This is a genomic window from Streptomyces netropsis, from assembly GCF_014203545.1.
Lineage (GTDB): Bacteria > Actinomycetota > Actinomycetes > Streptomycetales > Streptomycetaceae > Streptomyces > Streptomyces netropsis.
Genome location: NZ_JACHJG010000015.1, coordinates 46,611 through 60,632, shown reverse-complemented (window position 1 = coordinate 60,632; position 14,022 = coordinate 46,611). Strand labels below are relative to the sequence as shown.

The window sequence follows — 14,022 nt, the reverse complement described above, 5'->3', positions numbered from 1 at the left end:
TCACCATGAACAATTCCGTAAGCAGTACGTTCCGCGTGGTGGGGGCGGGCCTGCGGGCCCTGCTCGTCCTCACGCTGGTCTGCGGCGTCATTTACCCGCTGGTCGTCACCGGCGTGGCCCAGGCCGCTTTCCACGACAAGGCCAACGGCTCCGAGGTGAAGGCCGACGGCAGGTCCGTCGGCTCCGAGCGGCTCGGCCAGCGCTACGACCTCGACAAGAAGGGCAAGGACGGCAACCCGCTGCCCGACCCCAAGTTCTTCCAGCCGCGCGCCTCGGCGGCCGGTGCGAACACCGAGAACACCCAGTACAAGATCGTGGTGTCCGGCGCCTCCAACCTCGCCGCCGACAGCAAGGTCCTGCTGACCAGCGTCGAGCAGCGCCGCGCGGACGTCGCCGCCTTCAACGGCGTCTCCCCGTCGTCGGTCCCGGTGGACGCCCTCACCGCCTCCGCCTCCGGCCTCGACCCGGACATCTCCCCGGAGTACGCCCGCCTCCAGGCCGAGCGCGTCGCCAAGGCCAACGGCCTGCCGGCGGCCGCGGTCCGGAAGCTCGTGGAGGACCACACGGACGGCCGCGTCCTGGGGTTCATGGGCAACGAGCGCGTCAACGTACTCAAGCTCAACATCGCTCTGCGGGAGCTCGCCAAGAGCTGACGCGGCGGCAGTACGGAACACGGCCGACGGCCGGGGCGCTCGCCCCGGCCGCCGGCCGTTCCGACTGATCGTCACACCTCGTGAATTCCCCTGTACGTTCGACCGCGTCAGGGCACTCTGGGAGCGTGGCCTCCCTTCCTCCCCAGCCCCATGCAGACCCCTCCGCACCACACATGGTGGTCTGCGGCGACGACGGTCTCGTCCACCGGCTCGCGGCCGAACTCTCCGGCGTCTACGGCGAGCGCGTCACCGTCGTCCTGCCGCCCGCCCGAGACGGGCGTCCGCGGCCGGCCGCCGCGGCGGGCCGGGCCGCCGCGCTCCTCGGGCGGGTGACCGGCGCCGTCGGCCGCGCCTCCGGCGTCAACGGCACCGCCGGAGCCACGACGCCCGGCGCTCCCGTACGGATCGTGGAGGCCGCCGAGCCCGACGACGAGGCGCTCGCCGAGGCCGGGGTCGACCGGGCCGCCGCCCTCGCCCTCGTCTATGACGACGACGAGACCAACATCCACGCGGCCCTGCGGGCCCGCCGCGTCAACCCCCGGCTGCGCCTGGTCATCCGGCTCTACAACCGCCGCCTCGGCCAGTACCTGGAGGAACTCCTCGACCAGGCCGCCCGGGTGGGGACCGGCGACCCCGAGGGCACCCCCGCCGAAGCGACCACCACGGTCCTGTCGGACGCCGACACCGCGGCCCCCGCCCTGGTCGCCGTCGCCGTCTCCGGACACAGCAAGGTCATCGAAGCGGGCGGGCTGTTCCTGCGAGCCCTCGAGAGACCACCCCTGCGCCCCGGCGAGTCCGCCGCACCCGGCACCCGCACGCTCGCCCTGCTCCCCGCCCCGGGCTCCGACGCGGGACCCCTCATGCTGCCCGGCACGGAGGAGGAACGATCCGCCACCGGACGCGGCCGGATCGTCCTGGAAACCGTCCGCTCCTCACCTCCGCCGCAGCCGCCCACCCGTCTCACGTCCCGTGGCCTGCCGCTGGGGTCCTTCTTCTCGCGCCGGCTCCGCTGGGCGCTGGTCTGCCTGGCGGGCGCCGTCTGCGGGCTGGCCGTCGCCTCCTGGCTGGTCTCCGACGAGGACCCGCCGCACGCCGCGTACCTCTCGCTCCTCGACCTCTTCGCCATCAACGACCCGGCCGTCGGCGAGCCGCTGGGCCGCCAGGTCCTCCAACTCCTCTCCGGGCTCACCGGCCTGCTGCTCCTCCCCCTGCTGGTGGCCGCGGCCCTGGAGGGCCTCGGCACCTTCCGCTCCGCCTCCGCACTGCGCCGCCCGCCGCGTGGCCTCTCCAGCCATGTGGTGCTGCTCGGCCTCGGCAAGATCGGCACCCGGGTGCTGGCCCGGCTGCGCGAGCTGGACATCCCGGTGGTCTGCGTGGAACGCGACCCACAGGCCCGCGGCGTCGCGCTCGCCCGCTCGCTGCGCGTGCCCACCGTCATCGGCGACGTCACGGAGGAGGGCGTCCTGGAGGCCGCCAAGATCGGCCAGAGCCGCACGCTCATGGCGCTGACCAGCAGCGACGTCACCAATCTGGAAGCCGTCCTGTACGCCCGCTCGGTCAAGCCCGACGTCCGCGCCGTCATGCGGCTGTACGAGGACCGGTTCGCCAAAGCCGTCTACCGCACCCTGCGCGACTCCCACACCCAGGCGTGGACCCGCAGCCGCAGCGTCTCCTATCTGGTCGCGCCCGCCTTCGCCATGGCGATGATGGGCCGTCAGATCCAGGGTGCGGTCCCGGTGGAGCGCAAGGTGATCCTCATCGCCGTCCTGGAGGTCGGAGCCCACAGCGCCCTGCGCGGCCGCACCGCGGCCGAGGCGGTCGAACCGGGATCCTGGCGGGTGCTCGCCCTGGCCCCGGACCCCACGGACCCCCACCCCGCCCCGCTCTGGGACCCACCACCCGGCCGCGTCCTGCGCCCCGAGGACCGCGTCGTCCTGGCCGCCACCCGCCAGGGCCTGGCCGACCTCCTGGGCCGCGGCCCGCGACCTCGCGCGGGGGTGCGGTGAGCTGCTGCGCAGCGGCCCGGGGATGCCCGGCTCACGGCCCGCCGGGCCGGGGTCACCACATGTCGGACGCGGTCACCACACGTCGCCGGGGCGCCAGTCGCAGGCCAGCTCGGCGTCGGGGTCGATCTTCGCGGTGACCGGGAGGACGTAGACGCCGCCGTCGTCCTCCTCGGTGCGTTCGATGCCGGTGGGGGCCACGACGGCGGACGGGCCGCGCCATGGCTGCCAGCCGCGGGCGGTGTAGAAGGGAACGGCGCCGTCCGACGCGCTGAGGGCGCCCAGTTCGTACGCGCCGCGCAGGACCCGCTCCAGCGCGTCCATCACGGCCGCGCCGTGGCCCCGGCGGCGGCGGTCCGCGCGGACCGCGACGCCCTCCACGTAGCCGGTGCGCAGCGAGCGGCCCTCGTGCAGCATGCGGCGCTGCACCAGCGAGCCGTGGCCGATCAGCTCGCCTGCGTCCAGGACGAGGGCGTGCACGCCGCCCATGGTGTGGTCCCAGTCGTCGTCGGAGAAGTCGCCCTCGAAGGCGTCGTCCAACAGGGCGCGGATCGCGGCCAGTTCGGCGCCGGTCAGATCCGCGGTGTGTGCGGTGCGTACATCGGTCATTCGGATTGTCCTCAAGGGCATCAGAAGGTTGTCAGGAACCGATCCGCGTCATTGTGCGTGCCCCGGGAAGCGGATTGCATGTCATTTAGGCACCATCCACGCCATCCCGGACGGACCGTGCCTGATCATGCCCCGCCCCTCGCGGGCGAGCCGCCGAGCGGCGGAAAGGTCACGGGAGGAGGCGTCAGAACTGCGTCAATAGATGACGTGAGACCGCCCATCGCCCCATTTGTCCAAATCTCTGGCCGTAAGGTCGACCCTGCGCGGCCGTGCAGCACACGACTCGGAGAAACCGGCCGAACACCGCCGCGCATCGTGAAAGACAATGGGGCCCATGGGACGCGGCAAGCTTCGTATCTACCTCGGCGCGGCACCGGGCGTCGGCAAGACGTACGCGATGCTCTCCGAGGCCCACCGCCGGGTCGAGCGCGGTACCGACGCCGTCGTGGGCTTCGTGGAGCACCACGGACGCCCCCGGACCGAGGTCATGCTGCACGGCCTGGAGGAGGTGCCCCGCCGTGAGCTCACCTATCGAGACTCCGTCTTCACCGAAATGGACGTGGACGCGCTCCTCGCCCGCCGCCCGGCCGTCGCCCTCGTGGACGAGCTGGCCCACACCAATGTTCCCGGCTCCCGCAACACCAAGCGCTGGCAGGACGTCGAGGAGCTGCTGCAAGCCGGCATCGACGTCGTGTCCACCGTCAACATCCAGCACCTCGAATCGCTGGGTGACGTCGTGGAGTCGATAACGGGCGTCCGGCAGCGCGAGACCGTGCCCGACGAGGTCGTGCGGCGCGCCGACCAGATAGAGCTGGTCGACATGTCGCCGCAGGCGCTGCGGCGCCGCATGGCGCACGGCAACATCTACAAGCCGGACAAGGTCGACGCCGCCCTCTCCAACTACTTCCGGCCTGGCAACCTGACCGCGCTGCGCGAGCTCGCCCTGCTGTGGACCGCCGACCGCGTCGACGAGTACCTGCGGCAGTACCGCACCGACCACAGCGTCTCGACCATCTGGTCGGCCCGCGAGCGGATCGTCGTCGGCCTCACCGGCGGCCCCGAGGGCCGCACCCTCATCCGCCGTGCCTCACGGATGGCCGCCAAGGGCTCCGGCAGCGAGATCCTCGCGGTCTACATCGCCCGCAGCGACGGCCTGACCTCGGCCTCGCCCAAGGAGCTGGCCGTCCAGCGGACGCTGGTCGAGGACCTCGGCGGCACCTTCCACCATGTGATCGGGGACGACGTGCCCGCTTCGCTGCTGGAGTTCGCGCGCGGTGTCAACGCCACCCAGATCGTGCTCGGCTCCAGCCGTCGCAAGAACTGGCAGTACATCTTCGGCCCCGGCGTCGGCCAGACCGTCGCCCGGGACTCCGGACCCGACCTCGACGTCCACATCGTCACCCACGAGGAGGTCGCCAAGGGCCGGGGCCTGCCCGTCGCCCGCGGCGCCCGCCTCGGCCGGGGCCGCATCCTGGCCGGCTGGCTCGTCGGTCTGGCCGGGCCCGTCCTGCTCAGCCTGGTCCTCACGAACTTCGGCCCGGACCTGGGCCTCGCCAACGACATGCTGCTGTTCCTGTGCATGACGGTGGCGGCCGCGCTGCTCGGCGGACTCCTGCCGTCCCTCGCCTCGGCGGCCTTCGGATCCCTGCTGCTGAACTACTTCTTCGTCCAGCCGGTCCACCGGCTCACGATCACCGACCCGAAGAACATCGTCGCCATAGCGATCTTCGTCTTCGTCGCGGTCTCCGTGGCCTCCGTCGTGGACGTGGCCGCCCGCCGCACCCACCAGGCCTCCCGGCTGCGCGCCGAGTCCGAGATCCTCTCCTTCCTCGCCGGCAGCGTCCTGCGTGGCGACACCAGCCTGGAGGCGCTCCTGGAGCGGGTCCGGGAGACCTTCGCCATGGAGTCCGTCGCGCTGCTGGAGCGGGCCAGCGAAGTGGACCCCTGGACCTGCGCGAGCAGCGTCGTGACCAGCACGGGCAAGCCGCTGCTGCGCCCCGAGGACGCGGACGTGGACATGCCCGTCGGCGACAATATGGCGCTCGCGCTCGCCGGCCGGGTGCTGCCCGCCGAGGACCGCCGCGTGCTGGCCGCCTTCGCCGCCCAGGCCGCGGTCTTCCTCGACCGCCAGCGGCTCGTCGGCGAGGCCGAGCGGGCCCAGCAACTGGCCGAGGGCAACCGCATCCGCACCGCCCTGCTGGCCGCCGTCAGCCACGACCTGCGCACCCCCCTCGCCGGGATCAAGGCGGCCGTCACCTCACTGCGCTCCGACGACGTCGCCTGGTCCGAGGAGGACGAGGCCGAGCTGCTGGCCGGCATCGAGGACGGCGCCGACCGCCTGGACCACCTGGTCGGCAACCTCCTCGACATGTCCCGCCTCCAGACCGGTACCGTCACCCCGCTGATCAGGGAGATCGACCTCGACGAGGTGGTCCCGATGGCGCTCGGCGGCGTCCCCGAGGGCAGCGTCACCCTGGACATCCCCGAAACGCTCCCGATGGTCGCCGTCGACCCCGGGCTGCTGGAGCGCAGCGTCGCCAACATCGTCGAGAACGCCGTGAAGTACAGCCCCGACGGCACGCACGTCCTCGTCGCCGCCAGCGCCCTCGGCGACCGCGTGGAGGTACGCGTCGCCGACCGCGGCCCCGGTGTGCCCGACAGCGCCAAGGACCGGATCTTCGAGCCCTTCCAGCGGTACGGGGACGCGCCGCGCGGCGCGGGCGTCGGTCTCGGCCTCGCGGTCGCCCGGGGCTTCGCCGAGGCCATGGGCGGCACGCTCGCCGCGGAGGACACCCCCGGCGGCGGCATGACCATGGTCCTCACCCTGCGGGCCGCCGCCGGCCGCCCGCCCGTACGCCCGGACCTCCCGGCCCAGGCCACCTCATGAACCCGGCCGCCGGCCCACGCCGGCACCGCCGTGACCACTGCGCGGAGCCGGCCGCAGGCCGCCGCCCCGCACCGGGGGACCACCCCCGGACGCCCAGCCGATACCCCGGGCCCCGTGGCGGGGCCCGCACGAACAGCAGAGGTGGTTCCGCATGAACCGGGTGCTCGTGGTGGATGACGAGCCGCAGATCGTCCGCGCGCTCGTGATCAACCTCAAGGCGCGGAAGTACGAGGTCGACGCCGCGCCCGACGGTGCCACCGCCCTTCAGCTCGCCGCCGCCCGCCACCCCGACGTGGTCATCCTCGACCTCGGCCTGCCCGACATGGACGGGGTCGAGGTGATCAAGGGGCTGCGCGGCTGGACCCGGGTGCCGATCCTGGTGCTGTCCGCCCGCCAGACCTCGGACGAGAAGGTGGAGGCGCTCGACGCGGGCGCCGACGACTACGTCACCAAGCCCTTCGGCATGGACGAGCTGCTCGCCCGGCTGCGGGCCGCCGTGCGGCGCGCGGAGCCCACCGGCGCGGCGGCCGCGGGGGACGACGCGATCGTCGAGACCGAGGTCTTCACCGTCGACCTCGCCGCGAAGAAGGTCAACCGCGGCGGGCGGGACGTACGCCTCACCCCGACCGAGTGGCATCTCCTCGAAGTGCTCGTACGCAATACGGGCCGTCTTGTCAGCCAGAAGCAGCTGCTCCAGGAGGTATGGGGGCCGTCGTACGGCACCGAGACCAATTACCTGCGGGTCTACATGGCCCAGCTGCGGCGCAAGCTGGAGCTGGACCCGTCGCATCCGAAGCACTTCATCACGGAGCCGGGGATGGGATACCGCTTCGAGGTGTGAACGAGTCCTCAATCGCCGGACGGGCTGGATTTTCCAGCCCGTCCGGCGATTGAGGACCGCCCGCTGAGTGTGCTCCCGCCAGGATGGCCCCCGGTACGCTGGTTTCATGAGCGCCGTACCCCGTTCCGAGAAGCCGACCGGCCGTTTCCGCCGGATGCTGGACCGGCTGTCCACCTCCCAGGAGGAGCTGCACTCCGCAGAGCTGCAACAGGACGCGGAAGCCGTGGGCTGCACGAAGATATGCGACTGCGGCGACCGACAGATAGTGAAGGTCACCGGCACGCTGCGCACGGTCACGCTCCGGCCGCGCGCCGGTGTGCCCGCGCTGGAGGCCGAGCTGTTCGACGGCTCGGCCGCGCTCGACGTGGTGTGGCTGGGACGCCGCTCCATAGTCGGCATAGAGCCCGGCCGTAAGCTGATCGCCTCCGGCCGGATCTCCATGAGCCGCGGCCGGCGCGTGCTGTTCAATCCCAAATATGAACTCCGACCGCTCGGACAGGAGTAGCGGGTGACGTCTCTCGACAAGCCGAACGACCAGCAGGGAGAGGGCGCCGACGCACGGTCGGCGACCGAAGCCGCCCTTTTCGAGGCGTTCGGCGGTGTGCGGGGCATGGTGGAGACCACCCTGCCCGGCCTGGTCTTCGTCGCGCTCTACACGGTCAAGCGGGACATCCATCTCGCGGCGATCGCCGCACTGAGCCTGTCCGTGCTGCTCGTGGCCGTCCGGCTGCTGCGCAAGGACACCCTCAAGCACGCCTTCAGCGGTGTGTTCGGGGTCGCCGTCGGCGCGGTCTTCGCGATGATGTCCGGCGACGCCAAGAACTTCCATCTGCCCGGCATGATCTACACCTTCGGGCTGTCCCTGGGCTACATCGTCTCGGCGATCGCCGGATATCCGCTGATCGGCCTGATCCTCGGCCCGGTCTTCAAGGAGAACCTCTCCTGGCGCACCCGCAACCCCGGCCGCAAGGTCGCCTACATCAAGGCCAGCTGGGCCTGGGGTCTGATCCTGCTCGCCAAGTCGGCGGTGCTCTTCCCGCTGTACTGGTGGGGTGACGCCACCCAGCTGGGCTGGGTCAGGATGGCCCTCGGCATTCCCCCGATGCTGCTCTCGGTGTATCTGACCTGGATCTTCCTCTCCAAGGCTCCGCCGCCGATCGACGTGTTCGCGGAGATGGAGGCGGAGGAGGCCGCCGAGCGGGCGGCGAAGGCCCAGGGCTCCGGGGGCGCCGTCGTCGGCGCGCACACGGACGGTCCCCTCGGGGGGATCGTGACCGGCGAGCGGTCCCACGACTCCACGCCGCCGCGCTGAGCCGCACCGCCCACCCGCTCCACCACCGCTCCATGCCGAAGGGCCCCGGGAATCGCTCCCGGGGCCCTTCGGTCATGTACGGACAACCGTGTCCACCGCTCAGCCGGTGGCGTCCTCGCGGCGCACCGACAGCAGGTCCTCCAGCTGCTCCTCACGCGCGGGGGCCGCGACGAAGAGGAGCTCGTCGCCCGCCTCCAGCGCGTCCTCCTTGTTCGGGGTGAGCACGCGGGTGCCGCGGATGATGGTGACCAGCGCGGTGTCCTCCGGCCAGTCCACGTCCCCGACCCGGGTGCCGGCCAGCGCCGCCTCCGGCGGCAGCGTCAGCTCCACCAGGTTGGCGTCGCCCTGGCTGAAGCGCATCAGCCGCACCAGGTCGCCGACGCTCACGGCCTCCTCGACCAGCGCCGACATCAGACGCGGGGTGGAGACGGCGACGTCCACGCCCCAGGACTCGTTGAAGAGCCACTCGTTCTTCGGGTTGTTCACCCGGGCCACGACCCGGGGGACCCCGTACTCGGTCTTGGCGAGCAGCGAGACGACGAGGTTGACCTTGTCGTCACCGGTCGCCGCGATCACGACGTTGCAGCGCTGGAGCGCCGCCTCGTCGAGCGAGGTGATCTCGCAGGCGTCGGCCAGCAGCCACTCCGCCAGCGGCACCCGCTCCACCGAGATGGCCGAGGGGGCCTTGTCGATGAGCAGCACCTCGTGCCCGTTCTCCAGCAGCTCGCCCGCGATGGACCGGCCGACCGCCCCGGCTCCGGCAATAGCAACCCTCATCAGTGCGCCGCCTCCTCGGGACCGGCGGAGAACGCCGCTTCGACCTTCTCGACCTCGTCGGTGCGCATCATCACGTGCACCAGGTCGCCTTCCTGCAGGACCGTCGAGGACGTCGGCAGCACGGCCTCGCCCAGCCGGGTGAGGAACGCCACCCGTACGCCCGTCTCATCCTGGAGCTTGCTGATCCGGTGGCCGACCCAGGCCTCCGAGGCAGGGACCTCGGCGAGCTGGACGCCGCCGGTGGGGTCGCGCCACAGCGGCTCCGCCCCGGACGGCAGCAGCCGGCGGAGCATCTGGTCCGCCGTCCACCGCACGGTGGCCACGGTCGGGATGCCGAGCCGCTGGTAGACCTCGGCGCGGCGCGGGTCGTAGATCCGGGCCGCCACGTTCTCGACGCCGAACATCTCGCGGGCCACCCGGGCCGCGATGATGTTGGAGTTGTCGCCGCTGCTCACCGCGGCGAAGGCGCCGGCCTCCTCGATGCCCGCCTCCCGCAGGGTGTCCTGGTCGAAGCCGACGCCGGTCACCCGCCGACCGCTGAACCCGGAGCCCAGACGCCGGAACGCCGTCGGGTCCTGGTCGATCACGGCGACCGTGTGTCCCTGCTGCTCAAGGGTCTGGGCGAGGGCCGAACCCACTCGCCCGCAACCCATGATCACGATGTGCACGACGACGCCCCCGTGCTCCGGACTACCGCGTTGACCTGCACCAACACCCTGCTCACATCTTCCCTTTTTGTTCACGTTCAGCTCACGGGCCCACGAGACCACAGCTCGCGGTCTCCACGTGCCGCGCCGACCGGCACTTTCGGCCATGCCGACGCATGACACCACCGTATCCGCAAGACCCCGCGCGTCGAGCGCCGCTGTGCCGACTCGCTCCGCGAGCAGCCCCCGTCCGGTGCGCTCGCACAGGAGCGGCAGACACGAACGGTAGGCGGGATTCCACCTCGGGTCGCGCCCGGGTCGTGTCACGCCGCGGGCATAGTCGGCTGGAAATTGACAGATCCGCTCATCCGTCGTTAATCCGCCAATCAGAACCGATCAGATTGTGCCGCGAACGGAAGCTGCCCCTCTTCCGCCCGGCAGCCGCGCCAGGCTCTCGCCCAGTCACGGCCCATCGCCGCGCCGTGCGCCGGAACATGCCCCTTTCTCAGAACGCGCCCCAGAGAACTCCCAGAACGCTTCCCAGAACGCTTCCCAGAACAGGAGTGCCCGCATGAGGAGCAGTCGTGTCGAGATCTGCGTGGTCGGTGCCGGGCCGCGAGGGCTCTCCGTGCTGGAGCGGCTCTGCGCGAACGAGCGCGCCGCGCCGTCGCACTCCGCCGTCACCGTGCACGTCGTCGACCCCGCAGGCCCCGGCGCCGGCGCCGTCTGGCGCACCGACCAGCCCCGTCACCTGCTGATGAACACCGTCGCCTCGCAGATCACCGTCTACACGGACGACAGCACGCGGATAGCGGGCCCCATCGAGCACGGCCCGAGCCTGTACACGTGGGCGCGCCGCCTCGTGGCCGTCGGCCGGGCCGACGACCACGACGACGAGACCCTCGCCGAAGCCCGTGACCTCGGCCCGGACTCCTACCCCACCCGCGCGTTCTACGGCCGCTACCTCCGCGACAGTTTCCGGTACGTCGTGGCCCGCGCCCCCGGGCACGTCACCGTCGTGGTCCACCGCTCGCGCGCGGTCGCCCTGGCCGACACCGAGGGCGTCCCGGACGGCCCGCAGGGCGTCCGCCTGGCGGACGGCACCCGGCTGAGCCGGCTGGACGCGGTCGTCATGGCGCTCGGCCACGTCCCCGCGCACCTCGCGCCCCGCGAGGCGGAGACGGCGGCCCTGGCCCGGCGCCACCGGCTGCGGTACGTCACCCCCGCCAACCCCGCCGACCTCGACCTGAGCGGGGTCGGGGCCGGTGAGCCCGTCCTGCTGCGCGGACTCGGGCTGAACTTCTTCGACCACATGGCGTTGTTCACCGCCGGGCGCGGCGGCACCTTCGCCCGCGAGGGCCGTCGCCTGGTCTACCGGCCTTCGGGCGACGAGCCGCGCCTGTACGCCTTCTCCCGACGCGGCGTTCCCTACCACGCACGCGGGCGGAACGAGAAGGGAGCCGCCGGCCGCCACTTACCCCGGCTGCTCACCGCCGAGCACATCGCCGGTCTGCGGGAGCGCGCCCGGCGCGGGAGCCCGGTGCGCTTCGGCAGGGACCTGTGGCCGCTGATCGCCCGCGAGGTCGAGAGCGTCTACTACGGCACGCTGCTGGGCGCCCGGGGCCGCGAGAGGGAACGGGAGACGTTCGTCGACCGCTATCTGGCCCTGCCGCCCGGCGCGGACCCGGCCGCGCTGCTGACGTCCTTCGGCATCGCCGACGGCGACCGCTGGGACTGGGAACGGCTGTCCAGGCCGTACGGCGACCGCGCGTTCGCCTGCCGCGCCGAGTTCCGCCGCTGGCTGCTCGGGCATCTGGCCGAGGACGTGAGGGCGGCCGGTGCCGGCAACGTCAGCGGCCCGCTCAAGGCGGCCCTGGACGTCCTGCGCGACCTGCGCAACGAGATCAGGCTCGCCGTCGACCACGGCGGCCTGGACGGCGACTCGCACCGCGACGACCTGGACGGCTGGTACACCCCGCTCAACGCCTTCCTCTCCATCGGCCCGCCCGCCTCCCGCATTGAGGAGATGACCGCCCTCATCGAGGCGGGGATCCTGGAGGTCACCGGGCCGGGCACGCGGGTACGGATCGACGCCGCAGGCCCCGGCGGCCCCGCCTTCGTCGCCGAGTCCGCCGTCGTCCCCGGTGACGCGATCCGCTCCGGCGTGCTCATCGAGGCCCGGCTGCCCGAGCCCGATCTGCGCCGCACCGCCGACCCCTTGCTGCGGCACCTGATCGACACCGGTCAGATCACCACCTTCCGCGTCGACGCGGCCACCGGCGCCGGCCACGAGACCGGCGGAATGGCCGTCACCGAGCGCCCGTACCGCGTGATCGACGCCCGGGGACACGCTCACCCGCGCCGGTTCGCCTACGGCGTCCCGACCGAGTCGGTGCACTGGGTCACCGCCGCCGGCATCCGGCCCGGCGTGGACTCGGTGACCCTCGGCGACTCCGACGCCATCGCCCGCGCGGTCCTCGGCCTGCCGCCCGTCGCCCACGCGCCCTCCGCGCCGCGACAGGCCCCCGCCGGCACCGATCTCACGGGCGCGACGGTCTGAGGGTGCCGCACGCGGCCGGACGCCTGGAAGGCCTCATTCCGTTCCCGCGGCGTGGCTCGATTCCTGCCTCTTGCCCGTCTTGCCGCTGCCGTCACCGCGCCCATAACCGCACGTCCGCCCCTTGAGCGCGTGAGGAAGAGTGGACAAGGGGCGGACGCCTGTTCGTATTTCGTGATGAAGTTCGGACACACGGTCACCGTCGTGGTTAGGATGATCGGCGTATTCCGCTTCCGGACGGGACGTCAGGACGCCGACCTGTCCGGCCGACCACATGCCCCTTACGTCCATCGCCCACGAGGAATTGATGTCACATCACATACCGGAGGCGGTGATCTGGTGCCTGGCCGTCGCGTTGACCGCCGTCCTGATCCTGCTGGTCCGCCAGCGCGGGATCACCGCCGGAGTGCGCAGGCGCGTCGCCCAGCTGGAAGAGAGCCTGCAGGCGCGTGACGAGGAGGTACGGCACCTGGTCGGGGTCCGGCTGCCCGCCGTGGCGGAGACCATGAACCAGCCCGTACCGCTGCCCGGCCCGCTCGACGAACGGCTCGCCGGCACCGTGTTCGCGCAGAGCCTGCAGTCGGCCCTGGAGCTGTTCACCCAGGCCGTCGACAAGGCGCAGGCCCGCGCGGACCAGTCCGCCAAGGCCGCCCTCAAGGCCTCCATGCGCGCCCTCCAGGGACTCGCGCACGAACAGCAGCTGGCCATCTCCGACATGCAGGACCGGCACGACAATCCCGACGTGCTGCGCGACCTGCTGGAGATCGACCACGCCAACTCCCAGTTCGGGCGCCGCGCCCAGGCCATCGCCGTCCTGTGCGGCTCCTGGCCCGGCCGCCAGCGCGTCGCCTCCCAGCTGACCGACGTCGTCCGGGGCGCCACCTCCCGCATCCGCGACTACCGCCGCGTCCGGGTGCACAGCCAGGCCGACATCGCCGTCGTCAGCCGGGTCGTGGAGCCCGTGGTGCTCGCCGTCGCCGAACTCCTCGACAACGCCGCCCGCCACTCGCAGCCCAACACCACCGTCGAGGTCAGCCTCCAGCCCGTGCACAACGGCGCCGTCGTCATCATCGACGACGCGGGCGTGGGCATGGACGGCCAGGAGGTGCAGCACGCGGTCGCACTGCTCTCCGGGCAGCGGGTCGTGGACGTCTCCCGGCTCGGCGACCCCCCGCAGTTCGGCTTCCCGGTCATCGGCGTGCTCGCCGCGCGCTACGGCTTCAGCGTCTCCGTCGACACCCGCTCGCCGTACGGCGGCGTACGGGCCGTGCTGTTCCTGCCCAGCGCCCTGCTGACCCACCTCGAGATCGACGGCCCCGGCACCACCCCGCTCCGGCACCCGGCGGCGACCGGCACCGGTCGCGGCACAACCGGGGCGCCCAGGTCGCAGCAGCCGCCCGTACGCTCCCCGGAACGGCCCCCCGCCCCCGAGGAGTTCCCCGCCGGACACCCGGACCGGCTCGCCGACGACGCCCCCGCGGTGACCGGCTCGACGGCCGGCGGGCTGCCCAAGCGCCGCCGCCGGCAGCCCCCGGCCCCCCGGCCGGCCGCGCCGCCGCCCGCCGAGAGCCCCAGCGAGCGCACCGCGGAACAGACCGCCCGGATCATGGGCGCGTTCGCCCGCGGCACCCGCTCCGGCCGGGACGCCTGCGATCCCCCCGTGACCGGCGGCCCCACGGGCCCCGCCGACCACGGCGCCCCCACCCCCGACGACGAAGGGAAACCCCCCGCGTGAA

At 72.5% G+C, this 14,022-nt stretch carries 11 protein-coding genes; 8 read left to right on the top strand and 3 right to left on the bottom strand.

The genetic code is table 11. The features are described 5' to 3' along the window. Positions 1–5 precede the first annotated feature (5 nt). The gene (kdpC, locus tag FHS38_RS28935) at positions 6–653 is read left to right on the top strand and encodes a potassium-transporting ATPase subunit KdpC (protein WP_184738521.1); all 648 of its coding nucleotides are present in this window, start codon (positions 6–8) and stop codon (positions 651–653) included. A gap of 173 nt (positions 654–826) precedes the next feature. After that, on the top strand, positions 827–2,659 hold the full coding sequence (locus FHS38_RS28930) for an NAD-binding protein (protein WP_184738713.1): 1,833 nt from the start codon (positions 827–829) through the stop codon (positions 2,657–2,659). Positions 2,660–2,731: 72 nt separating this feature from the next. Here the strand turns inward: FHS38_RS28930 and FHS38_RS28925 are convergent, their stop codons facing one another. Then, the gene (locus FHS38_RS28925; RefSeq protein ID WP_373301855.1) at positions 2,732–3,286 is read right to left on the bottom strand and encodes a GNAT family N-acetyltransferase; all 555 of its coding nucleotides are present in this window, start codon (positions 3,284–3,286) and stop codon (positions 2,732–2,734) included. A gap of 313 nt (positions 3,287–3,599) precedes the next feature. Here FHS38_RS28925 and FHS38_RS28920 point away from each other — a divergent pair, with 313 nt between their 5' ends. From FHS38_RS28920 to FHS38_RS28905, 4 genes are all read left to right on the top strand, one after another. Beyond that, a complete protein-coding gene (locus FHS38_RS28920) occupies positions 3,600–6,152 on the top strand; it encodes an ATP-binding protein (protein ID WP_184738517.1) in 2,553 nt (850 codons plus the stop codon). 151 nt (positions 6,153–6,303) lie between these two features. Then, a complete protein-coding gene (locus FHS38_RS28915) occupies positions 6,304–6,993 on the top strand; it encodes a response regulator (RefSeq protein WP_130881757.1) in 690 nt (229 codons plus the stop codon). Positions 6,994–7,099: 106 nt separating this feature from the next. Then, a complete protein-coding gene (locus FHS38_RS28910) occupies positions 7,100–7,498 on the top strand; it encodes an OB-fold nucleic acid binding domain-containing protein (RefSeq protein ID WP_165451691.1) in 399 nt (132 codons plus the stop codon). Positions 7,499–7,501: 3 nt separating this feature from the next. Next, the gene (locus FHS38_RS28905; protein WP_184738515.1) at positions 7,502–8,305 is read left to right on the top strand and encodes a DUF3159 domain-containing protein; all 804 of its coding nucleotides are present in this window, start codon (positions 7,502–7,504) and stop codon (positions 8,303–8,305) included. Between the two features lie 99 nt (positions 8,306–8,404). Here FHS38_RS28905 and FHS38_RS28900 read toward each other — a convergent pair whose 3' ends face one another. Both FHS38_RS28900 and FHS38_RS28895 read right to left on the bottom strand, forming a co-directional pair. Beyond that, positions 8,405–9,082, bottom strand: coding sequence for a potassium channel family protein (locus tag FHS38_RS28900; RefSeq protein ID WP_184738513.1), 678 nt, complete (start codon positions 9,080–9,082; stop codon positions 8,405–8,407). Next, complete coding sequence (locus FHS38_RS28895; protein ID WP_184738511.1) at positions 9,082–9,750, bottom strand: potassium channel family protein; 669 nt, start codon at positions 9,748–9,750, stop codon at positions 9,082–9,084. Before FHS38_RS28895 ends, FHS38_RS28900 begins: the two co-directional genes overlap by 1 nt. 550 nt (positions 9,751–10,300) lie before the next feature. On the opposite strand from FHS38_RS28895, the gene FHS38_RS28890 reads away from it, so the two are divergent. Together FHS38_RS28890 and FHS38_RS28885 are read left to right on the top strand one after the other, a co-directional pair. Next, positions 10,301–12,289: an FAD/NAD(P)-binding protein gene (locus FHS38_RS28890; RefSeq protein WP_184738509.1), complete on the top strand. Its 1,989-nt coding sequence runs from the start codon at positions 10,301–10,303 to the stop codon at positions 12,287–12,289. 304 nt (positions 12,290–12,593) lie between these two features. Further along, on the top strand, positions 12,594–14,021 hold the full coding sequence (locus FHS38_RS28885; RefSeq protein ID WP_184738507.1) for an ATP-binding protein: 1,428 nt from the start codon (positions 12,594–12,596) through the stop codon (positions 14,019–14,021). Position 14,022 lies beyond the last annotated feature (1 nt).